Genomic DNA, 21,138 nt, shown 5'->3' with positions numbered 1-21,138 from the left:
GCGCTCATCGTAGGGAGCGCTCGACCTCCGGTGGCTCGGACCTCGCCACCGACTCCTGCTCCGGGGTGGGAGCGCGGAGTGCGGCGCGGACGTGCGGCACGATCGCGAATCCGGCGCCGGTCAGGCACAGGGCGCCGCCGAGCACCGCCAACGGGGGCGGCACCTCGGCGAGGGTCAGCCAGGACAACAGCACCACAAGTGCGGGCACCACGAGCGACGACGAGCTGAGCACGCCTGCCGGGATGTGCTTGAGCGCGTAGCCCCAGAAATTGAACGCGAGGGCCGTCGGGAACAGGCCGAGGTAGGCCACGGCCAGCACCGCCGAGGTCGGGGCGACGGCCAGTTCGCCGAGCAGCTCGCCGGTGAAGGGAACGCACGCGACGGTGGCGCCTGCGATGCCGACGAACGTCACGGCGTAGGCGTCGCCGCCGGTGAGCCGCCATTTCTGCAACAGCACGCTGCCCGCGTACAGCAGTGCGGCGATCAGCGACAGGACGACGCCGAACGGGGTGAGGTGGCCGGTCGTGGTGGCGAGGGTGATGACGGCGATGCCCGCCATCGACACGGCGATGCCCACGAACAGCCGCGCGGGCAGCCCTTCGCCGAGCAGCAGTCCGGACGACAACGCGACGATCAGGGGTGCGAGGTTGACGAGCATCGCGGCGGTGCCGGCATCGACGTGGTGGGTGGCCAGGTTGAGCACCACCGTGTAGACGCCGAACCAGGCGACGCCCCACAACAACGTCCACCCCCAGCCCGCGCGGGTGCGCGGCATGCGGGGCCGCAGGACGAGCGCGCCGATCGCCAGCGCCGCCGTGGCCACGACCAGCCGCAGCAGCGCCATCGCGCCCGGCGAGAAATGCACGCCGACGCCGCGGATGATGACGAACGACGAGGCCCAGAGCAGCATCACGGCCAGCGCGGCCACCCACGGCAACGCCGCGGAGTTCCGGGAGAACGACGGCATGCCGCGATTTTCGCCCACACAACTAATGAGAACAAGCGAACAATTCTGAATTCGCCTTAAGCTCGCCTACACAGTCAAAGGCCTCCGTCAGACCAGGCGGCGGTCGGTGGCCCAGCGGGACAGTTCGTAGCGGTTCGACAGCTGGGTCTTGCGCAGGACGCTGGACACGTGGGTCTCCACGGTCTTGACGGAGATGAACAGCTCGGAGGCGATCTCCTTGTAGGCGTAGCCGCGTGCGAGCAGGCGCAGCACGTCGCGTTCGCGGGGCGTGAGCTGGTCGAGTTCGGGGTCGCTGATCGGCTCGGCGCCGGGGCGTTCGGCGAAGGCGTCGAGCACGAACCCGGCCAGCCGCGGCGAGAACACCGCATCCCCGTCGGCGACGCGCACGACGGCCTTGACCAGTTCGGCCGACGAGATCGTCTTCGTGACGTAGCCGCGGGCTCCGGCGCGGATGACGGCGATGACGTCCTCGGCGGCGTCCGACACCGACAGGGCCAGGAACACCACGTCGGCAGGTCGGTGCGCAGTCGCCGCAGTACCTCGGCCCCGCCGCCGTCGGGCATGTGCACGTCGAGCAGCACCACCTGGGGGCGCACGCGCGCGATCCCGGTGACCGCCTCGGCCACCGATCCCGCCTCGCCGACGACGCGCACCTCGTCGCTGATCGACTGCAGCTCGGCCTTGGCCCCGGCCCGGAACAGTCCGTGGTCGTCGACCAGGAACACCGTCACCGGCTCCCGTGCGCCGCTGTCCGACCCGGAGCCGCCCGAAGGCGAACCGGCGGGCGTCTCGTCGGTGGTGTCGTCGGCGTTCATGTCGAGGCCCCCTGTGCTGGTCGGTCGGTGCTGGTCTGGCCGCCGGACGCGGTGTCCTTGCGCGGCATCTCGAGCTGGATCTCGGTGCCCTCCCCGGGTGCGGTGCGCACCCGGCACGTGCCGCCGCCGCGTTCCATCCTGCCCCGGATGGAGTCGGAGAGCCCGCGGCGGTCGTCGGGCACGGCGTCGGGGTCGAACCCGGCGCCGCGGTCGCGCACGAACACGGTGACGGACGTGGGTTCGACCTCGGCGTACACGCTGACCTCGTCGACGCGGCGTGCTTGGCGGCGTTGACGATCGCCTCCCGCGCGGCCTGCACGAGCGCGCCGAGGCCGTCGTCGAGTGCGGCGTCGCCGACGACGACCTGTTGCACGGAGATGCCGAAGCGGTCCTCGACCTCGCCGCACGCCGCGGCGACGGCCGGGGCCAACGTCTCCGGCGCAGCCGAACCCGCGGCACCCGGGCCGGCAGCCGAGCCGGAGCCCGGGCTCGGGCCGGAGGAGGCGTCGCGGCCGGGTGTGCCGTAGCCGCTGGGCCCGTAGAGCCAGGTGCGCAGCTCGCGTTCCTGTCCGCGGGCCAGTCGGGCGACCTCGCGCGGATGCTCGGCGCGCTTCTGGATGAGCGCAAGCGTTTGCAGGACGGAGTCGTGCAGGTGCGCGGCGATCTCGGCGCGTTCCTCGGTGCGGATGCGCGCGCGGCGTTCCTCGCCGAGGTCGCGCACGAGGCGCAGCCAGTAGGGCACGGTCAACAGGGCGACGCCGCCGAGTGCCGCGAGCACGGCCGCCAGCGCGAACTGCAGCTGACCGCCGTCGCTGCCGCGCAGCACGATGACGCCGATGCCGACCATCACCAGCGCGACGCCGCACAGCACCCGGACGACGGCCGATGCGCCGCCGCCACCGAAGACGGCCCCCGCGACGCCGCTGCGCGCGCCGGTGCGCCACCGGCGGCGTTGCGATTCGTCGGCCTCGCGCCACACCACGGCGGCGCCGAGGAGCACGACCGCGAACGGGACCGCCGCCCAGCCGGTGAGCACACCGGACAGCACACCGCCCACGACGGCGACGCCCGTGCCGAGCGCGAGCAGACCGTAGGCCTGTTGCCGTTCGCGGCCGGCCAGTTCGTGTTGCGGTTCGTCGCGGCCCTGCTGCGGCACGAACGCCCACAGCAGGCCGTAGAACACGAGGCCGAGCCCGCCGAAACCGGCCAGCACGACCAGCACGATCCGCACCCACAGGACCTGCACGCCCAGGTGGTCGGCCAGTCCGCCCGCGACGCCGGCCAGTGCGCGTCCGCCGCGTCGGCGGTACATCTTGGGCGGCGGTTCGAGTCCGGCCGACAGTTCCTGCGCGCGCCGGGCCGCCTCCGTGGACACGGGCGCTCGCCCGGCGGCGCCGGAGCCGGCACCGTCGGGTCTCGCCTGCGTCACCACCGCGTTCTCGGCGGTGGGTGTGTCCTGCACGTCGTCCATGGTCGCTGTCCATCGTCACAGATGGGCGGCGCCGATTCATCAGGGAAACCCCTGATGAGCCCCGGACCCCCGATTCCAGGGGTGAGTTTCAGGGTCGTCCCGGATGTGCCCGCGAGTGGCCATCGCGCATGCTCGACGCCATGAACAGCACGAGCAGCGCGACGCGGCACCTGGAGGGCTTCCGGGACGTCGTCAAGGACTTCTGGGTCAGCAGGCCGCGCCGTCCCTCCGAGGGACGCAAGGCGGCGGGTGTGGCCGCGGGCATCGGCACGCGGTACGGCGTGGACCCGATCGTCGTCCGCGTGGCGCTGGTGGCGCTGACGTTCTTCGGTGGCGTCGGCCCCGCGGTGTACCTGTTGGGCTGGTTGTTCCTGCCGGCCGAGGACGACGAGGTGTCGGCGTTCGAGGCGCTGCTCGGGCACGGCCACAGCAACACCGGCGGCGGAACGACCGTGGTGCTGTCCCTCGCGTGCTTCCCGGCGTTCGGCATGGCGTTCGGGGGGACGTGGCTCGACGGCGGCGGGATCCTCGGCCTCGCACTCGTGGTGACGGCGCTGTACCTGTTGCATCGCGGCCGCGGACAACACAACCGTCCGCCGGAGCGCGGACCGGTGCCGGGCACGACCACGGCGGCGCGGACGGCGAAGGGCTCCCCCGTCGACACGACGTCCGACGACTGGGACGCCCTCGGCGCCGGCCCGCTCGGCTGGGACCTGGCCGACCGCACGGTCCCGCCGACCGACGACTACCAACCCGACGGCGACGACGACGCCGAACCCGAGCGGCCGCCGCGTCGCCGGTCGAAGCTCACCCCGGTCACCCTCGGCCTGGCCACCGTCGCCGCCGGACTCGCCACGCTGGTGGCCGTCCTGACCACCAACCCGGCGTGGACCGCGGCCACGGTCGCCGGGATCGCGCTGGCCGTCATCGGCGGCGGGCTGCTCATCGGTGCGTTCCTCGGTGCGGGCCGCGGGCTGATCGGCGCCGCGGTGCCGCTGGCCGCGGTCGCCGTTGTGCTCTCGTTCCTGCCGCCGGACGGATACGGCACCACGGTCGGCGAGCTGCGCGAGACCCCGACCGGCGTCGGCGCCGTGCAGCCGGTGTACGAGCGAGGCGCGGGCAGGGTCGAGGTCGACCTGAGCCGCCTCGACGTCGGATCCGACAACGCCGACCCGGTCACCACCACGCTGCGGGTCGCGCCGGCGAGGCGATCGTGCGGGTGCCCGCGGACGCGACGGTGCGGTTCTCGTGCGACGTGGGCGTCGGCAACATGGACTGTCTGGACAGGACGGTCGCCGGGCTCAACCCGCGGACGCTGACCGGCACCGACCGGGCCGACGGGGACGAGATCGGCACCCGCCCCGACATCGACGTGACGCTCGAGGCCCGCATGGGCAGTGTGGAGGTGCAGCGTGTCGGCTGACCGGACGCGGCCCGAACGCCGCTTCGACCCCCTGGCCCTCGTCGCGGGCCTGGCCACGCTGGCCATCGCCGGCTACGTGCTCTCCGACGGTCCACAGTGGATGGGAGTCCCGGACATGCGGTGGGTCCTCGCGGGGACCGCCGTCATGATCGGCCTCGGCATGTTCGCCTCCTCCTTCCGCAAGCGATAGTTCCGGGCCGCTGGTTCGGGGTGGTCGTCAGGCGGCCGCACCGAACCAGCGGCCGAGCCGTTCGCGCAGCGTCGCCGGATCGCCGCCGGCCCACGCCACGTGCCCGTCGGGACGCAGCAACACGGTGGGCACGGCGTCGCCGCCCGGCTCGATGCGGTCGACGCGGTCGGACCAGCCCTCGATCGGGAACTCCCCTGCCGGGTCGAGGAGCAGTCCGCGGCCGGTGTGCATCCGTTCGTAGAGCCGGCCCCCGATGGGCAGAGGCATGTCGGGCAGGCGCAGGCCGAGCAGGTCCGCGCGTTCGCCGTCGGCCGGTTCGCCGACCTCGTAACGGACGTCGGTGGCGACGATCTTCTCGGTGAGGCGCCGGTTGACCTCGTCGATGCCCTGCAGTTCGGTGACCAGCCGGCGCACGGCCTGCGATCGCACGTCGGTGGCCATGAGCGCCGACTGGGCGAGCGTGTTGTCGAGGACGCGTTCGGCGACGGGGCGGCGTTCGTCTTCGTAGCTGTCGAGCAGTCCGGCGGGCGCGCGGCCGGCGAGTTCGGCGGCGAGTTTCCAGCCGAGGTTGAACGCGTCCTGCATGCCGAGTCCGAGGCCCTGGCCGCCGAGTGGCGGGTGCACGTGGGCGGCGTCGCCGGCCAACAGCACGCGACCGGCCCGGTAGCGGTCGGCGAGCCGGGTCGCGTCGCCGAAGCGGGACAGCCAGCGCGCCGAGTGCACGCCGAAGTCGGTTCCGGCGACGGCGACGAGCCGGTTGCGCAGTTCGTCGAGGGTCGGCGGGACGCGGTCGTCGGACACCTCCGCGGCGGGCACGGTGACCCGGTACATCCCGTCGCCGAGCGGGCCGATGCCGAACCGGAGTTGCCGCGGGCGCACCTCGGCGACGACCGCGCTCACCTCGTCGGCGCTCGCTGTGAGGGCGACCTCGCCGAGCAGGTTCTCGGTCCGCGCTGGTTCGCCGGGGAAGCCGATGCCGAGCAGCCGCCGCACCGTGCTGCGCCCGCCGTCGCAGCCGACGACGTAGCGGGCCCGTTCGCTCGTTCCGTCGTCCAGTTCCACGGTGACGCCGTCGGCGTCCTGCTCCAGACCGGTCACGGCGCGGCCGCGGCGCACCTGGGCGCCCGCGTCGACGGCGTGGGTCTCGAGCAGCCGGTCGATCACCGGTTGCGCCAGGCCGAGAATGTACGGGTGCGCGGTGTCGACGTCCGGCGCCGGACCGCCCAGCGCGGCGAACGGATTCCCCAGCGGATACCGCGTGCCCGCGTCGAGGAACGGCTGCAGAATCCCCCGTTGGTCGAGAATCTCGACGCTGCGGACGTGCAACCCGAGCGACCGCACCACCCGCGACGGTTCGGGCTCACGTTCCACCACCAGCACCGACCGGCCGTGCAACCGCAGTTCCGCGGCCAGCATCGTGCCCGTCGGCCCGGCACCCACGATGATCACGTCGTGCATGAGGTGTCCCCCTGAGAATGTCGAAGGACAACAGTCTCCGCCGCGCCCGGGGTCTTGCCGCAAGCCCGGCAGTGCGCTATACCGTAAATACGGCGGGAGAATTCCCGCCGATTTTCTTTGCCCACAACCCGCCGGAATGACAGCGATCCGCGGGACTCGGTGAGTTCGGAACTACAGGGCCATGCTGACGGCTTGGGCGGCGAGGAGTCCGACGCCGATGACGACGCCGCCGATGGCACCCGCGGCGAGGAACTTGTGCCGGGTCTCGTGCGCCTTGCGCAGTTCTGCCTCGGTGCGCGTGGAGACGATGAAGAATCCGCCCTCGACGGGTTTGCCGATGATCAGCGGTCCCGCCGCGTCGTTCACCTCGCCGTGCACGTACAGCCGTTGCCCGGGGCGGACGACCCATTCCTTGTACTTGTAGCCGATCGTCCGGTTCCCGCCACCGAAATTGGGCAGCCGCACGCCGAACAGTTCCATGCTGCTGCGGCCGCCTGGTGCGGTTCGAACCGGTCGATGACCTGTTCCGGTTTGTCGGGTCGCTCCCCGCCGAGGTCGACGCCGATGGTGCGGCCGGCCTCGTCGATCACGGCGAACCCACCGTGCGAGGTGTGATCGGTCAGCTTCTCGGTACGCCGCCGCGTCTGCCGCTTGCCGTCGCGGTACTCGGTGTGCTCGTACTCGCGCTCGACGGTGTAGCGATACCAGACGCATTCCGATTTGGACAGTTCGGACGTCAGGATGCCACTGGGCGGCGGATATGCCGCGCCGACGACCTCGGCGGACTTGCGGAACGAGCCCCTGGCGCCGAGGTCGTCGGAGATCTTCCGCCGCTCCTCCAGCTCCGGGATCGTGTACGTCTCCGTGCCGATCATGGCATGCAGGCTCTTCTTGGTGTGCCGCATGAAGAAGAACGCCACCACCCCTGCCACGATCAGAACGAGCCCTGCGATCCACACGTGCGGCGACCCCCGGTCCTATCGGCGCGTCATTCCCATTCGATCGTGCCCGGCGGCTTGCTCGTCACGTCCAGCACGACCCTGTTGACCTCGGCGACCTCGTTGGTGATGCGCGTCGAGATGCGCTCGAGCACGTCGTAGGGTAGCCGAGTCCAGTCGGCCGTCATGGCGTCCTCGCTCGAAACGGGCCGCAGAACCACAGGATGACCGTACGTGCGGCCGTCGCCCTGCACACCGACACTGCGCACATCGGCCAGCAGCACCACCGGGCACTGCCAGATCTCGCGGTCCAGTCCGGCCGCCGACAGCTCCTCGCGCGCGATGGCGTCGGCCGCGCGCAACGTCTCGAGCCGGTCGGCGGTGACCTCGCCGATGATGCGGATGCCCAGGCCCGGCCCGGGGAACGGCTGACGCTGCACGATCGTCTCGGGCAGGCCCAGTTCGAGGCCCACCCGGCGCACCTCGTCCTTGAACAGCAACCGGAGCGGTTCGACGAGCGAGAACTGCAGATCGTCCGGCAGGCCTCCCACGTTGTGGTGGCTCTTGATGTTCGAGCGCCCGTGCCGCCGCCGGATTCGACGACGTCCGGGTACAACGTGCCCTGCACGAGGAACTCGGCGTCGCCCTTCTCCTTGAGGTCGCGGGCGGCGCGTTCGAAGACGCGGATGAACTCGCGTCCGATGATCTTGCGCTTCTCCTCCGGGTCGCTGACGCCGGCCAGCGCGGTCAGGAACTGCTCGCGCGCGTCGACGGTCACGAGGTTGACGCCCGTCGCGGCGACGAAGTCCCGCTCCACCTGCGTGCGCTCCCCCGCCCGCAACAGGCCGTGGTCGACGAACACGCAGGTCAGCCGGTCGCCGATGGCGCGCTGCACGAGCGCGCCCGCCACGGCGGAGTCGACGCCGCCGGACAGCGCGCAGATCGCGTGACCGTCGCCGATCTCGGCGCGGATCCGGGCGATCTGATCGTCCACGATGGACGACGTGGTCCACTGTGGACGCACACCCGCGATCTCGTGCAGGAAGCGGCGCAGCACCTCCTGGCCGTGCGGCGAATGCGCCACCTCGGGGTGGTACTGCACACCCGCGAACCGGGCCTCGACGTTCTCGAACCCGGCCACCGGGGCGCCCTCGCTGCGCGCGGTGACCTCGAAACCCTCGGGCGCCTTGGTGACGCAGTCGCCGTGGCTCATCCACACCGGGTGCCGCGCGGGCAGCTCCTCGTGCAACCGGCCACCCGCGACGTCCAGCTCGGTGCGGCCGAACTCGCGCGTGCCCGTGTGCTCGACCGTGCCGCCCAGGGCACCCGCCATCAGCTGGAAGCCGTAGCAGATGCCGAACACCGGGACCCCGGCGTCGAACAGCGCCGGGTCGACGTTCGGCGCCTCGTCGGCGTACACGCTCGCCGGACCGCCGGACAGGATGATCGCCGACGGATTGCGGTCGAGCATCTCGGCGACCGACGCGGTGTGCGGCACGACCTCGGAGTACACCTGCGCCTCACGCACCCGCCGCGCGATGAGCTGGGCGTACTGCGCGCCGTAGTCCACGACGAGGACAGGACCCCCGGTGACCTCCACCGGATTCCCGGGCGCGTTCTCGGGCACGAGCAGGACCTCCTGGGTTGTGCGAGTTCGGGTTGTGCGAGCTGTAGTGCGAGCTGCGGTGCGAGCTGTAGTGCGAGCTGTAGTGCGAGCTGCGGTGCGAGCTCGACGACGTTTCGCGGTCTCCATCGTCGCAGGTGAGCCGCCGGGCGCTGCTGCCAGGTGGGCGTCCGCGCCGGCCCGGCGCGGACGCCGGGTCGACGGGTGAGCGGGCCCACACGCGGGGCCAATAGGGTGCGCCCATGAGCACAGCAGGCCCGCCCGACCCCGCATTCGACCCCGACGACACCGGCGACACCGGCGACACCGGCGAGGAGGCGTACACGCCGCGGCCGCGCGAGGCGTGGGTCGCGGGGCGGACCGAGGCGAGTGACACGGGCGAGACCGCCCTCGTCACGCATCCCGCGGACGACACCGAGGTCGCGACCGTCGCGCTGCCGTCGCGGGAGCAGACGGCCACCGCGGTCGAGGCGGCCGTCGGGCTCGGCCGCCTCGACGACGTCGAGCTGCGCACCGGCGCGCTGCAGATCGCCGCCGGGGAACTGGACGCCCGCCGCGAGGAGCTCGCGGAGCTGATCACCGCCGAGAGCGGAATCCCGCTGCGCTGGGCCGAACGCGAGGTCGACGACGCCGTCGCGGTCCTGCAGTACGCCGCGCGGCATCCGCTCCCGGGCGAGGGTCGCGTCGTCGACGGCGGCGCGACCGGGGCCACGACGCTGATCCACACCGTCCCGCGCGGACCCGTGCTGGCCGCGGTGTCGCCGCAGGCCCCGCTGCGCAGCGCGGCGCACGCGGTGGCGGCGGCGTTCGCGGTCGGTGCCCCGGTGATCGTGGCGGCCGGCGTCGACACACCCCTGTCGGCGCTGGCGCTCGGCGAGGCGCTGGGCGAGGTCGGACTGCCCGGCGGTGCGTTCTCCGTGCTGCCCGGTACCGAACCGACAGCAGCACTCGAGTCGGAGGACCTCGTGCGCCTCGACCCTGCTCCCGAGGGCCCCATGGTCGCGTTGAGCGCCGCCATGGGGCCGTTGGGTGCGTTGAACGCTGTCATGGGGCCCTCGGGTGCCTCAGCGAGCGGGTCGGTGGGTGCGGCCGTTGTCGTGACCGACCTGCCGGGGTCGGCCGACGACCTCGCGGAGCGCATCGCCGTCGCGGCCACCCGCCAGGGCGGGCTGCGCCCGGAGGCCGTACGCAGGGCCGTCGTGTGCGCGCCGGTCGCCGACGAGTTCCTGCCCGCGTTGACGTCCGCGATCGCGGCGCAGCCGACCGGCAACGCCTACGACACGACCGTGTCGGTGGGCGCGCTGCCCGTCGAGACGGTCGAGTCGGCGGCCGCATGGCTCGACGACGTCGTCTCGGCCGGCGCGACCGTGTTGACCGGCGGCACCGCCGGGGAGCCGACGCTCGTCACGGGCACCGAGTCCGTTCCGACGGCGGGTCCGGTCCTGGCCGTGACGGTCGTCGACGAACCGGAGGAGGCGTTGGCGGCGGTCGGCACGGGCGGTGCGGCGGCGTCGGCGGTGGGGCTGTTCACGGGCGACCCGGCGCTCGCGCTGCGTGCGCGGGCACAGCTCGACGCGGCGCGGGTGGTCGTCGGCGCCGTGCCCGACTACGACCCGGCAGCCGTCCACATCACCATCCACACCCTCACCACCCCAACCCTGACCCACCTCCACTGACCCACCCGGCCGTGTCAGCACCCCACGTCGCCGTGTCAGCATCCTGCGTCGCCGTGTCAGCACCTCGCGGCGCCGTGTTGGCATCTCGCGGCGCAGTCTTGCGCCGAATCGTCACTCGGTCGGGGCTGAGGGCGCGGCGCGGGGTGCCGAGTCGCGTGCCGCCACCGCACGGCCCACGTCCCGGACGGCCGTGCGGATGGTGTCGCCGTACGCGTCGGCGGACAGCGCCGAGACGTGTCGCTCGGCCTCGGCGATGTACTCGGCGGCAATACGGAAAGCGCCGAGGCGGCGGAGATCGTCGGCCAGGTTGAGGTACAGACTCGGATAGAACCCGGCCACGCGCAGGCTTCCATGGTGTCGCCGGGCACGCCGGTCGGTGAGCGCGTCGGCCGCGTCGAGGGCGCGAACGTCCCACATCAGCGACTCGGCAGGGTCGTCGTACAGGTCGGCCAGGTAGTGCGCCACCGTGCAGCGGTGGAACGGATCCCCCGTCACGCCGATCCGCGCCCAGAGGCGCAGCAGGTCACGGCGGGCGGTGTCGACGTCGCCGTCCCGCCCGGCCGACACGGCCGCGATGACGGCCTCCATCGTCGGATCGGGCGCGGGCGTTGCTTCGGGGGATGGTGTGGCGGTCATGAGCGGGCTCCTCGATCTCCTCGGACCGGTGGGTGCCACCGGCCCGAGTGATCGTCGGGCTTCAACCGACCCGAAGGTCAACCGCTCACACGACCCCGAATCGCCAACACGGCGACACGAGGTGCTGACACGGCGACGTGGAGTGCTGACACGGCGACGCCAAACGCTGACACGGCGACGCGAGATGCTGACACGGCGGGGACGCGCGGCGTGGGGTTACACCGGGGTGATGGGGAGGCGGAGGGCTCCTGGGGCCTCGGCGGGGACGGCGGGGCGGCGCGGGGCGACCGGGTCGATGCGGACGTATCCCGCCTCCTGCGCGGGACGCGGGTCCACCTCGCCGGCGTTCGGCCAGAACGAGAATGCCCGCTCCGCCTGGGCCGTGATGGTCAGCGACGGGTTCACGCCGAGGTTCGCCGTCACGGCCGTGCCGTCGACGATGTGCAGGTTCGGATAGCCGAACACCCGGTGGTACGGGTCGATGACGCCGTCCTCGGTGCTGGTGCCGATGGCCGCGCCGCCGATGTAGTGCGCCGTGAGCGGCATGTCGAAGATCTCGCCCCACGTGCCGCCCGCGATGCCGCCGATGTGCTCGGCGGTGCGCTCGTTCGCCTCGTGCCCGGCGGGGATGAACGTCGGGTTCGGCTCGCCGTGACCCTGCTTCGAGGTGTACTTGCGCCGGCCGAACAGACCGCGCTTGGTGTAGGTCGTGAGCGAGTTGTCGAGGCTCTGCATCACCAGCAGCACCACGGTGCGCTCGCTCCACCGGTACGCGCGCAGCATCTGCATCGTCTTGAGCGGGTTCTTGACCATGTACTTCAGCAGCTGCTTCCACCGCGGCTCCGGCAGGCTGCCGTCGGTGGCGATGGTCTGCAGCAGGCTCATCGCGTTGCTGCCCTTGCCGTAGCGCACCGGTTCGATGTGCGTGTTCTCGTCGGGGTGGATCGACGAGGTGATCGCCACGCCCTGGCTGTAGTCGGCGTCCGGGTCCACCGAGGGCCGCGCCGCGCCGAGGATCGCCTCCGAGTTGGTGCGCGTCAGCTCGCCGAACCGCTTCGACAGCTTCGGCAGCGTGCCGGTGTCGCGCATCTTGTGCAGCAGCTTCTGCGTGCCCCACGTGCCCGCGGCCATCACCACGTGCCCGGCGGTGACCGTCGTGGTGAACCGCTTCGACGTCGTGCCCGTCTTCCGCAGATCCACCTCGAAAGCACCGTCGCCCCGGGGCCGCACGGCGGTCACCGTCGTCATCGGCACGACGTGGGCCCCGCCCTGCTCGGCCAGGTACAGGTAGTTCTTCACGAGCGTGTTCTTCGCGCCGACGCGGCAACCCGTCATGCACGCACCGCATTCGGTGCAGCCGGTGCGGTCGGGGCCCGCGCCGCCGAAGTACGGATCGGCGACGTCCTTGCCGGCCTCGCCGAAGTACACGCCGACCGGCGTGTGGTGGTAGGTGTCCGACACCCCCATGTCGGCGGCGACCTTGCGCATGACCTCGTCGGACGGCGTCACCGTCGGGTTGAGGTTCACGCCGAGCATCCGGCTCGCCTGGTCGTAGTACGGCGAGAGCTCGCTCTCCCAGTCGGTGATGTGCGACCACTGCGGATCGCGGTAGAACGGCGAGAGCGGCCGGTACAGCGTGTTCGCGTACACCAGCGAGCCGCCGCCGACACCGGAGCCGGCGAGGATCATGCAGTCGCGCAGCAGGTGGACGCGCTGGATGCCGTAGCACCCGAGCTGCGGGGCCCACAGATACTTGCGCAGGTCCCACGACGTCTGGGCGAACTCCTCGTCGCTGAACCGCCTGCCCGCCTCGATCACGCCGACGCGGTAGCCCTTCTCCGTCAGCCGCAGCGCGGCGACGCTGCCCCCGAAACCGGAGCCGACGACGAGCACGTCGTAATCGAGATTCCTGCCATCCTCGGTGATGGTGTTACGCGAAGTCACAGGAAAACTGTAACCAGTCATCCCATTCCTGACCAGAGGTAAGTTACCGGCCGGTCAGTCACGCACGGTACACAGCGGACGGTCCGTGTCAGTGCCGCACCGTGAGGCCGACACGCTGGAACTCCTTGAGGTCGGAGTAGCCCGTCTTCGCCAACGCCCTGCGCAGCGCGCCGAACAGGTTCACCGTGCCGCTCGGGTCCTGCGCGGGCCCGTGCAGCAGCGTGCGCAGGTCCACCGAGTCCGCACCGGCCGAGACGGGTGCCACGCGCGAGCGCGGCAACGAGGGGTGCGCGGCGGCGGACGTCCAGTACAGGCCGCTGCCCGGCGCCTCGGCGGCCACGGCCAGCGGGGCGCCCAGCATCACGCGTCGGCGCCGCACGCGACCGCCTTGGCGATGTCGCCCGAGTGCCGCACCCCGCCGTCGGCCAGGACGTGCACGTAGCGGCCGCCGGTCTCGTCGAGGTAGTCGCGGCGCGCGGCCGCGGCGTCGATCAACGCCGTCGCCATCGGCACGCCGATGCCCAGCACCTGGTCGGTCGTCGTCACGCCCGGGCTGTAGCCGTGGCCGACGATGACGCCCGCCGCGCCGGTGCGCATCAGGTGCATCGCCGTGCGGTAGTCGCTGACACCACCCGCCACGACCGGCACGTCGAGGTCGGCGATGAAGTCCTTGAGGTTCAGCGGATCGGTGTCGCTCTCGCCGCCCTCACCGGTGTCGACGTCGTCGACCCCGACGTGCTCGGCCGACACGATCGTGCCCTGCACGATGAGGATCTCCACGCCCGCCGACAGCAGGTGCGGGGTCAGCTCCGCGGCGTGCTGCGGGCTCACGCGCGCGGCCACCGTCGTGCCCGAGTCGCGCACGGTGCGCACGGCCTCGGTGAGCAGATCGGTGCGGATGGGCGCCGAGTGCAGCTCCTGGAGGCGCCGCACGACCTCCGACGCCGACGCGCCCTCCTTGGCCGCCTCGGCGACCTTCGCCAACGCGCTCTCGGCGTCGGCGTGCCGCGCCCACAGGCCCTCGGCGTTCAACGCGCCCAGACCTCCGAGCTTGCCGACCTCGATGGCGGTGTGCGGCGAGACGACGGCGTCCGTCGGATGCGTCACCAGCGGCAGGTCGAACCGGTAGGCGTCGATCTGCCACGCGGTGGACACCACCTTCGACGACCGCGTCCGCCGCGACGGCACGATGTCGATGTCGTCGAAGTCGTACGACCGCCGCGCGGTCCGTCCCATGCCGATCTCGACCAGATCCCGCACGTGTCAGTCCTCTCCAGCGCCCGCGTTCGAGCGCCTGTCTCCCCTGGTTTCCCGTACCGCCGCGAACGCGGGACGGGTCAGCGGCTCGTGTAGTTCGGCGACTCGACGGTCATCGTGACGTCGTGCGGGTGGCTCTCCTTGAGTCCCGCCGCCGTGATGCGCACCAACTGCGCCCGCTGCAGTTCGGGGATCGTCTGCGCACCGGCGTACCCCATTCCGGAACGCAGTCCACCCACGAGCTGGTGCACGACGCCCCTCAGCGGACCGCGGAACGGTGTCCGACCCTCGATGCCCTCCGGCACCAGCTTGTCCTCGGCCAGCACGTCGTCCTGCGAGTAGCGGTCCTTGGAGTACGACTTCCCGCCGCCGCGCGAGCTCATCGCGCCGAGCGAACCCATGCCGCGGTAGGTCTTGAACTGCTTGCCGCCGACCAGCACGACCTCGCCGGGCGCCTCGGCGGTGCCCGCGAGCAGGCTGCCGAGCATGACGGTCGACGCGCCGGCCGCGATGGCCTTCGAGATGTCGCCCGAGTACTGGATGCCGCCGTCGCCGATCACCGGGACGCCCGCGGGCCGGCACGCCTTGTCGGCCTCGTGGATCGCGGAGATCTGCGGCATGCCGACGCCCGCGACGACCCGCGTGGTGCAGATCGACCCGGGGCCGACGCCGACCTTCACACCGTCGCGCCCGCGTCGACGAGCGCCTGCGCGCCCGCGCGCGTCGCGACGTTGCCGCCCACGACGTCGACCGCGTCGCCGAGCTCCTTCTTCAGCAGCGCCACCGTGTCGACCACGCCCCTCGAGTGGCCGTGCGCGGTGTCCACCACGAGCACGTCGACGCCCGCGTCGGCCAGCGCCATCGCACGCTGGTGCCCGTCCGGGCCCACGCCGACCGCCGCGCGACGAGCAGCCGCCCGTCGGCGTCCTTGCTGGCGTCCGGGTACTGCTCGGTCTTGACGAAGTCCTTGACCGTGATCAGCCCGCGCAGCTTGCCCGCGCCGTCGACGATCGGAAGCTTCTCGATCTTGTGCTTGCGCAGCAGGCCGAGCGCGGCCTCCGCCGTGACGCCCACCTGGGCGGTCACCAGCGGCGCCGGCGTCATGACCTCGCGCACCTGCTTGGAGTGGTCGAGCTCGAACCGCATGTCGCGGTTGGTGATGATGCCCACCAGCTGGCCGGAGGCGTCCGTCACCGGAACACCGGAGATGCGGAACCGGGCGCACAACGCGTCGACGTCGGCCAGCGAGTCGTCGGGCGAGCACGTCACCGGGTCGGTCACCATGCCGGCCTCCGACCGCTTCACGATCTCCACGGCCTGCGCCTGCTCGTCGATCGGCAGGTTGCGCTGCAACACGCCCATCCCGCCCTGGCGGGCCATCGCGATGGCCATGCGCGCCTCGGTGACGGTGTCCATCGCCGCCGACAGGAGCGGGATGCGCAGTCGCACGTTGCGGGTGACCAGGGTGCCCGTGTCGACCGCGCTGGGCACGATGTCGGACTCGGCGGGCAGCAGCAGGACGTCGTCGAAGGTCAACCCGAGCAGTGCGAACTTGTCCGTCTGCACGGCGGCCTCGTCGGCACCGCTGTGGCCGACAGCGCCGGAGCCGGGGATGTCGGAGCCGGTGACTTCACTCGACATGGTGGGGCGGACCTTCCTCGGGGCGGGGGTGGTGCGACACGGCTTAATGCCTCGTTATCGATGGTATCTGGACGCACCCGGGTACCTAGCCGGTACCGTGCAGCGCGTGCCGCACGACGTGTTGCCCCCAGACCCATTCGCCGACGACCCCGACGATCCCGCCAAGGAGATCGCCGACCGCGAGGAACCGATCGGAGAGCCGATCTCCGACGAGGAGCGTTCCGAGCTGCTCGCCGATCTCGCGGATCTGACCGTCTACCAGGCGCTCCTCGAACCTCGCGGGGTGCGCGGAATCGTCGTGGACTGCGGCGAGTGCGACCTGCCCCACTACCACGACTGGCATCTGCTGAAGGCGAGCCTGGAGCAGTTGCTGGCCGACGGCCGGATGCGTCCGCACGAACCCGCGTTCGACCCGGACCCCGCCGATTATGTGACGTGGGACTACTGCCGCGGCTTCGCCGACGGCATCACCGCCACCGAGAACGCCTACTGAGGGTCCTGTTCGCGCAGAGCGAACAGCCTCCGTCCGTAAAAAGCACCCGAGGGCCCCATGGCGCGTTCAACGCGACCATGCCTCGGGTGCTTTGAAGCGGTCAGTTGGGGGCGCTGCCGAACAGGCCCGACTCGTCCGAGCCGCTGCTGCCGGGTGAGCTGCCGCTCTCGTCGGTCGGCGACGTCGGCGTCGTGCTGGTCGAGTCGTCCGGATCCGTCGTCGTCGAGTCGTCCGGGTCCGTCGTCGTCGGGTCCGTCGGGTCCGTCGTCGTCGGGTCGGACGGGTCCGTGGTCGTCGGGCTCGACGGGTCGGTCGGACGCGGCGACTCGTCCGGCGACGTCGGCCGGTGCTGCGAGTCCTCGTCCTCCGACGACTCCGGCGGAGCCGGGTTGGCCGGGTCCGGACGCTCGTCGAGCTGCGCCATCAGCTGCGTGTGCCGGGCCTTGAGCTGCTCGGCCTCGTCGGAGGTCACGTTCCGCAGGTCGGTCTCGGCCTTCGACAGCGCGCTCCGCGCCTCCTCGTAACGGTCGGAGGCCATCGCGAGGCGCGCCTCGTCCATCGACGACCGCACCGACGCCGCCGCCTCGACGGATCGGGCGTGGTCGGCGTAGAGGACCTTGCTCAGGCCCCACAGGGTGTCGCCGGGCTGCGCGTCCCGCGCGGCCAGCGACGTGCCGGTGAAGCCGATCGCCAGCACGGCGGCGGCCGCGGCGACGGGAACCATGAACCGGCGCTTGTGTCCGCGGCCGGAGTGCTTCCTGGCCAGCGCGGCGGTCTTGATCTCGGTGACGGCCGTGTCGATGTCGACGAGCTCGGGGATCCGCTCGGTGTCGATGTCGCGGCGCCACGCCAGCAGCACCGCGCCCAGCTCGTCCGCGCTCAGCTCGTCGGCGGCCTGCGGGTCGGGCCCGCCCAGCGCGTTGAGCAGCACGTCGTCGGCCTGCACGACGGTCAGGTCCACGGCGGCGGCGTCCACGGCGCTCGCGCCGGACGTCTCGCCGCTCTCGTCGACGGGATGCGTGCCGTTCGACCCGTTGCGCGCAGCCTCGATGGCCGCGGTCAGGTCGGTGACCTCCGCGCCGCCGGTGACCTCGACCTGCTCGACGTGCTCGACCTGCTCGACGTTGTCGGCACTGTCGGCACTGTCGGTGTTGTCGCTGCCCTCGGTGCCCTCGGGGCGCTCGGCGCCCGCCGAGCCCTCGACCGCGTCGGCATCCCGCTCCGGCTCGTCGGCCGGACCGTGGGGACCGGTGTGTTCCGTCACTCAGACCACCTCCTCTGCGGCCAGCACCTTGCGCAGCCGCGCGAGAGCACGGTGCTGGGCGACCCGGACCGCGCCGGGGGTCGAACCCACGGCTTCGGCGGTCTCCTCCGCGGAGAGTCCGACGACCACACGCAACACCACGATCTCGCGTTGTTTCTCCGGCAGGACCTGCAGCAGCTTCGTCATGCGCTCGTTCAGCTCGCCCTGGATGGCGAACTGCTCGGGCCCGACGTCGCGCTCCATCTCGTCCGGCACCTCGGCGACCGGCTCCGCCTTGTTCCTGGCGGCGGCGCGGTGGGCGTCGGCCACCTTGTGGGCGGCGATCCCGTAGACGAAAGCAGGAACGGACGTCCCTGGTCGCGGTAGGAGGGCAATGCGGTCAGCACCGCGAGACACACCTCCTGGGCCACGTCGTCTGCCGAAGCGTACGAACGCTCCTGCCTTCCAACTCGGGCGCGGCAGTACCGCACCACAAGGGGACGGATCGAAGCGAGCAGTCGCTCTACCGCTTGCTGATCTCCCTCAACAGCGGCGGCGACTGACTCGTCCAGTCCATCCCCCACAGTGGCCATCGCAGACAACGATCCCGGTGTTACGTCTCGGTGTGCATGAAAAGCGGCGTGCGGGCCTCAGCGTCCCTCACGCCGGTGATGCGACCACACTACCTGGCCGCGCCCTGTGTTCGGCGTGAGTTCCGAGCGCACGCACGCGCGCGTGACGCGTCCCACGTCCCCTCCGAACCCCGGGAATCCGCTGGATGAAGCGCAATCCCGGCAAACTGTCGCAGGCCGCGTCGTGGGCGCGGTTCACAGTACAACGGGGCGCGGCATGCAGGCATGCCGCGCCCCGTCCGCTGTGGTCCCCGGCTGCGGGGTGGTGCTGGTTTGTCGTCGGTGGCGGATGTGAGCTACGAAACTCTCCCGCCCCGAACTCCGGTGCTCTCCCGGACGTCGGTGCTCAGGCCACCAGGCCGCGACGGAAGCCGTGGGCCACGGCCTGCGCGCGGTCGCGCACGCCGAGCTTGCGGAACAGCCGGCGGGCGTGGGTCTTCACGGTGTCCTCGGACAGGTACAGCTCGCGGCCGATCTGCCCGTTGCTCTTGCCCTGCGCCATCCCACGCAGCACCTGCAGTTCGCGCTCGGTGAGCTGCACGCCCGGGTCGGCGGGCTGCCGCTGGGCGGGCACGGAGGTGCTGGCGAGCGTGTGCGCGAGCGCGGCGACGAGCTCGGGACGCGAGGCGTCCCAGCGCAGGTAGCCGCGCGCACCGCCCGCGATCGCCGCGGCGATGCTGCCCGCGTCGTCCGGGGCGCCGAACACGATCACGTTGGCCTGCGGGTTCGCGGACACGAGACGACGGGTCGCTTCGACGCCGGTCGGCACGGCACGCTGCGTGCCGACGAGCACGACGTCGACCGGCTGCCGCGAGTAGCGGGCCAGCAACTCGTCACCGTGCGCTACACAGTCGATGCGACTGACGCCGGGCACAGCGGACATCACACGGGTGAGCCCTTCACGGACACTGCGTCGGTCGTCGCAGATCAAGACCGTTGTCACGGGGGGTTCCTTCCTGCAGCCGGGTGACGTACTACCCCCACTATCGGACGCTTTAGGCCGGACCTTGACACGATCTGGTGGCTTTTTTGAAATTTCTCTGACCCGGATGCCGGAACGTGGGCTCCACCTGTCAGTTCGGGATCCACGGCGAGGCCACCGCGAGTCTGCGCGCCTCGGGATCAGCGCTGCGTAACAGTGCGTGTACCTCACACGTGGCCCGGCGTCGATGCTCGTCCGCCGTCCCGGCCGACCCGCCTGTCGCCGTGCGTGACGACCCGCCGCCGGCAGCACCGTCGGCAAGGTCGGCGGCGAGGAGGTGGGCCGGCCACGACAGCGACCGGAAGCCGTGCGCCTCGATCGTCTCGAGCGCGGACGTCACGAGCGATCCGGCCCGCCGCGCGTCGCCGCCCCCGGCCACCAGTGCGGCGGCGACGACGAGTGCCGACTTCGCCCGATGCCGCGGCGCCCTGCGGGGAGCGCCCCGGACCGCGACGGCGTCCCGTCCCTGTCGGCGCCCCTACCGTCGTCGTCCCTGTCGGCGGGGGGCTCGTCGAGGACCGCGAGCGCACGTTCGGCGATCGGCAGGCGCGGCGGCATCGCCCGCGACCAATGCGGCCTCGGCACCCACCCAGTTCGCGCGCACGCGCGAGCGCCAGGGCAGGACGGGTTCGACGGTGCGGACGCGGGCGACCAGTCCGCGGGCCAGATCGGGTCGTCCGGTGCCGAGGTGGTCGGCGGCGAGGCCGAGCACGGCGTCCGCCCACGCGCCGACGGCGTCGACCCCGTCGACATCCCCGCCGTCCCAGCCGTCCCCGCCGTGCCCGCGCGGAACATCCGCCTGCGGCGGGGGCTCGAGGCCTCCGACGCGGGCCAGGGCGATGCCGTCGAGTCGCATCGCCGCCCTGTGCCCGCCGAGCTGCCGCCGGTGCGAGGCGAGCGCACTGAGGGCAAGGGACGACAGAACCGCAGGTCGGCGACCCGTTCGGACACCGGCGGAGCGCATCAGGGACTCGAGGAGCGTGGCAGCCGCGGCGTAGTGCCCGCGGGCACCGAGGGCGACCGCGGCGAGCCAGCGCTCACGATCCGTGCGGGCCGCACCAACGATCCGGTGACCCGGGTCGGCCCCCGGTTCGGGGACGTCACCGAACGCCAACTGGCGCAACCGGCTCTCAAGCGTCACCATCGTCACGCGAGCATCCTGCCCTTCGTGGGAGTGGTCGCCGAATCCGGCGACCCGAAACCCACTCTGTGTCGTCCATCACACCACTGGGGGATGCCTAAAGAATGAATCGGCGCAGATCCCTTGAACAACTTTTCCCACACTCCTAACGTGCACCTCGTTGCACCAAATGGAGTAGCCGCAGCAACTCCGGTTCGCGTGGAACCGGACTGTGAGCAAGGGGGCACCCGATGGCCGATATTCGCCGGCTTCCCGGTCCGAATGCAGATATCTGGGATTGGCAGCTCGAGGGGTCCTGCAGAGGGATGGACAGCGCCTCGTTCTTCCACCCGGACGGCGAACGAGGGCCGGCCAGGGCTCGCAGGGAGGCCAGGGCAAAGGCGGTATGCCGATCGTGTCCGGTGTTGGAGCTGTGCCGGGAGCACGCACTGGCGGTCCATGAGCCTATGGGGTGTGGGGCGGATTGTCGGAAAGCGAACGGGAGCACATCATCCGACAGGACCGGCGTACGCTGACCCTGACAAGCTGAGGCATATTCGCGATTCCCGAGGGGGAAGAAGAAAGGGACGCCCCGGGCGGGCGTCCCTTTCTTTTGCCCGCATTGTCT

Annotated in this window: 15 protein-coding genes and 7 pseudogenes; 6 read left to right on the top strand and 16 right to left on the bottom strand. The window is 71.7% G+C overall.

Translation table 11 applies throughout. The annotated features are described in order from the left end of the window. Positions 1 to 4 precede the first annotated feature (4 nt). The 3 genes and pseudogenes from BJF85_RS05330 to BJF85_RS05320 form a co-directional block, all read right to left on the bottom strand. On the bottom strand, positions 5 to 967 hold the full coding sequence (locus tag BJF85_RS05330; RefSeq protein WP_075846010.1) for a DMT family transporter: 963 nt from the start codon (positions 965 to 967) through the stop codon (positions 5 to 7). An 87-nt stretch (positions 968 to 1,054) separates the two neighbouring features. Then, a pseudogene (locus BJF85_RS05325) lies at positions 1,055 to 1,782 on the bottom strand (response regulator). Further along, a pseudogene (locus BJF85_RS05320) lies at positions 1,779 to 3,253 on the bottom strand (PspC domain-containing protein). The pseudogenes BJF85_RS05325 and BJF85_RS05320 overlap by 4 nt, the downstream one beginning before the upstream one ends. 140 nt (positions 3,254 to 3,393) lie before the next feature. Between BJF85_RS05320 and BJF85_RS05315 the strand changes: the two are divergent. Genes BJF85_RS05315 through BJF85_RS05310 form a run of 3 tightly spaced genes read left to right on the top strand, consistent with a single transcriptional unit; the run spans position 3,394 to position 4,866 of the window. Beyond that, complete coding sequence (locus BJF85_RS05315; protein ID WP_255375405.1) at positions 3,394 to 4,572, top strand: PspC domain-containing protein; 1,179 nt, start codon at positions 3,394 to 3,396, stop codon at positions 4,570 to 4,572. Next, positions 4,524 to 4,676, top strand: a complete 153-nt coding sequence (locus BJF85_RS29655) for a hypothetical protein (protein ID WP_255375404.1) — start codon at positions 4,524 to 4,526, stop codon at positions 4,674 to 4,676. Before BJF85_RS05315 ends, BJF85_RS29655 begins: the two co-directional genes overlap by 49 nt. Further along, entirely contained in the window at positions 4,666 to 4,866 is a 201-nt protein-coding gene (locus tag BJF85_RS05310; RefSeq protein WP_083665956.1) for a hypothetical protein, read from the top strand. The genes BJF85_RS29655 and BJF85_RS05310 overlap by 11 nt, the downstream gene beginning before the upstream one ends. A gap of 27 nt (positions 4,867 to 4,893) precedes the next feature. Here BJF85_RS05310 and BJF85_RS05305 read toward each other — a convergent pair whose 3' ends face one another. The 4 genes and pseudogenes from BJF85_RS05305 to guaA all read right to left on the bottom strand — a co-directional run bounded on the left by BJF85_RS05305 (position 4,894) and on the right by guaA (position 8,862). Beyond that, complete coding sequence (locus tag BJF85_RS05305) at positions 4,894 to 6,324, bottom strand: FAD-dependent monooxygenase (RefSeq protein ID WP_075846008.1); 1,431 nt, start codon at positions 6,322 to 6,324, stop codon at positions 4,894 to 4,896. Positions 6,325 to 6,495: 171 nt separating this feature from the next. Next, on the bottom strand, positions 6,496 to 6,804 hold the full coding sequence (locus tag BJF85_RS31115) for a GIDE domain-containing protein (RefSeq protein ID WP_369822084.1): 309 nt from the start codon (positions 6,802 to 6,804) through the stop codon (positions 6,496 to 6,498). Then, complete coding sequence (locus BJF85_RS05300) at positions 6,687 to 7,256, bottom strand: GIDE domain-containing protein (RefSeq protein WP_369822083.1); 570 nt, start codon at positions 7,254 to 7,256, stop codon at positions 6,687 to 6,689. The genes BJF85_RS31115 and BJF85_RS05300 overlap by 118 nt, the downstream gene beginning before the upstream one ends. Positions 7,257 to 7,312: 56 nt before the next feature. After that, a pseudogene (gene guaA / locus BJF85_RS05295) lies at positions 7,313 to 8,862 on the bottom strand (glutamine-hydrolyzing GMP synthase). 266 nt (positions 8,863 to 9,128) lie between these two features. Here guaA and BJF85_RS05290 point away from each other — a divergent pair. Further along, a complete protein-coding gene (locus BJF85_RS05290; RefSeq protein ID WP_083665954.1) occupies positions 9,129 to 10,562 on the top strand; it encodes an aldehyde dehydrogenase family protein in 1,434 nt (477 codons plus the stop codon). A 111-nt stretch (positions 10,563 to 10,673) separates the two neighbouring features. Here the strand turns inward: BJF85_RS05290 and BJF85_RS05285 are convergent, their stop codons facing one another. The 4 genes and pseudogenes from BJF85_RS05285 to guaB all read right to left on the bottom strand — a co-directional run bounded on the left by BJF85_RS05285 (position 10,674) and on the right by guaB (position 16,040). Next, positions 10,674 to 11,198, bottom strand: coding sequence for a hypothetical protein (locus BJF85_RS05285; protein ID WP_075846007.1), 525 nt, complete (start codon positions 11,196 to 11,198; stop codon positions 10,674 to 10,676). Between the two features lie 216 nt (positions 11,199 to 11,414). Further along, positions 11,415 to 13,142 (bottom strand): GMC family oxidoreductase N-terminal domain-containing protein, encoded by a 1,728-nt coding sequence (locus BJF85_RS05280; protein WP_255375403.1) that lies wholly within the window; start codon positions 13,140 to 13,142, stop codon positions 11,415 to 11,417. Between the two features lie 88 nt (positions 13,143 to 13,230). Further along, positions 13,231 to 14,402, bottom strand: a pseudogene (locus tag BJF85_RS05275) (GuaB3 family IMP dehydrogenase-related protein). 77 nt (positions 14,403 to 14,479) lie between these two features. Continuing rightward, positions 14,480 to 16,040, bottom strand: a pseudogene (gene guaB / locus BJF85_RS05270) (IMP dehydrogenase). A gap of 106 nt (positions 16,041 to 16,146) precedes the next feature. Between guaB and BJF85_RS05265 the strand changes: the two are divergent. Next, positions 16,147 to 16,533 carry a DUF5319 domain-containing protein gene (locus BJF85_RS05265; protein WP_075846049.1) on the top strand — a complete coding sequence of 129 codons (387 nt, stop codon included), beginning with the start codon at positions 16,147 to 16,149 and terminating at the stop codon, positions 16,531 to 16,533. A 100-nt stretch (positions 16,534 to 16,633) separates the two neighbouring features. Here BJF85_RS05265 and BJF85_RS05260 read toward each other — a convergent pair whose 3' ends face one another. The 5 genes and pseudogenes from BJF85_RS05260 to BJF85_RS31105 all read right to left on the bottom strand — a co-directional run bounded on the left by BJF85_RS05260 (position 16,634) and on the right by BJF85_RS31105 (position 20,540). After that, a complete protein-coding gene (locus BJF85_RS05260) occupies positions 16,634 to 17,797 on the bottom strand; it encodes an anti-sigma-D factor RsdA (RefSeq protein WP_139320475.1) in 1,164 nt (387 codons plus the stop codon). Then, a pseudogene (locus BJF85_RS05255) lies at positions 17,798 to 18,369 on the bottom strand (sigma-70 family RNA polymerase sigma factor). 385 nt (positions 18,370 to 18,754) lie between these two features. Continuing rightward, positions 18,755 to 19,351 carry a response regulator transcription factor gene (locus BJF85_RS05250; RefSeq protein WP_030532824.1) on the bottom strand — a complete coding sequence of 199 codons (597 nt, stop codon included), beginning with the start codon at positions 19,349 to 19,351 and terminating at the stop codon, positions 18,755 to 18,757. A gap of 130 nt (positions 19,352 to 19,481) precedes the next feature. Beyond that, positions 19,482 to 19,769, bottom strand: coding sequence for a hypothetical protein (locus tag BJF85_RS31110; protein ID WP_369822082.1), 288 nt, complete (start codon positions 19,767 to 19,769; stop codon positions 19,482 to 19,484). A 99-nt stretch (positions 19,770 to 19,868) separates the two neighbouring features. Next, positions 19,869 to 20,540, bottom strand: coding sequence for a hypothetical protein (locus BJF85_RS31105; RefSeq protein ID WP_369822081.1), 672 nt, complete (start codon positions 20,538 to 20,540; stop codon positions 19,869 to 19,871). A gap of 221 nt (positions 20,541 to 20,761) precedes the next feature. Between BJF85_RS31105 and BJF85_RS05240 the strand changes: the two are divergent. Further along, a pseudogene (locus BJF85_RS05240) lies at positions 20,762 to 21,060 on the top strand (WhiB family transcriptional regulator). Positions 21,061 to 21,138 lie beyond the last annotated feature (78 nt).

It is taken from the genome of Saccharomonospora sp. CUA-673 (assembly GCF_001942305.1).
Lineage (GTDB): Bacteria > Actinomycetota > Actinomycetes > Mycobacteriales > Pseudonocardiaceae > Prauserella.
Note: the sequence above shows the minus strand (reverse complement) of the source record. Positions and strands in the feature narration are given on the sequence as shown.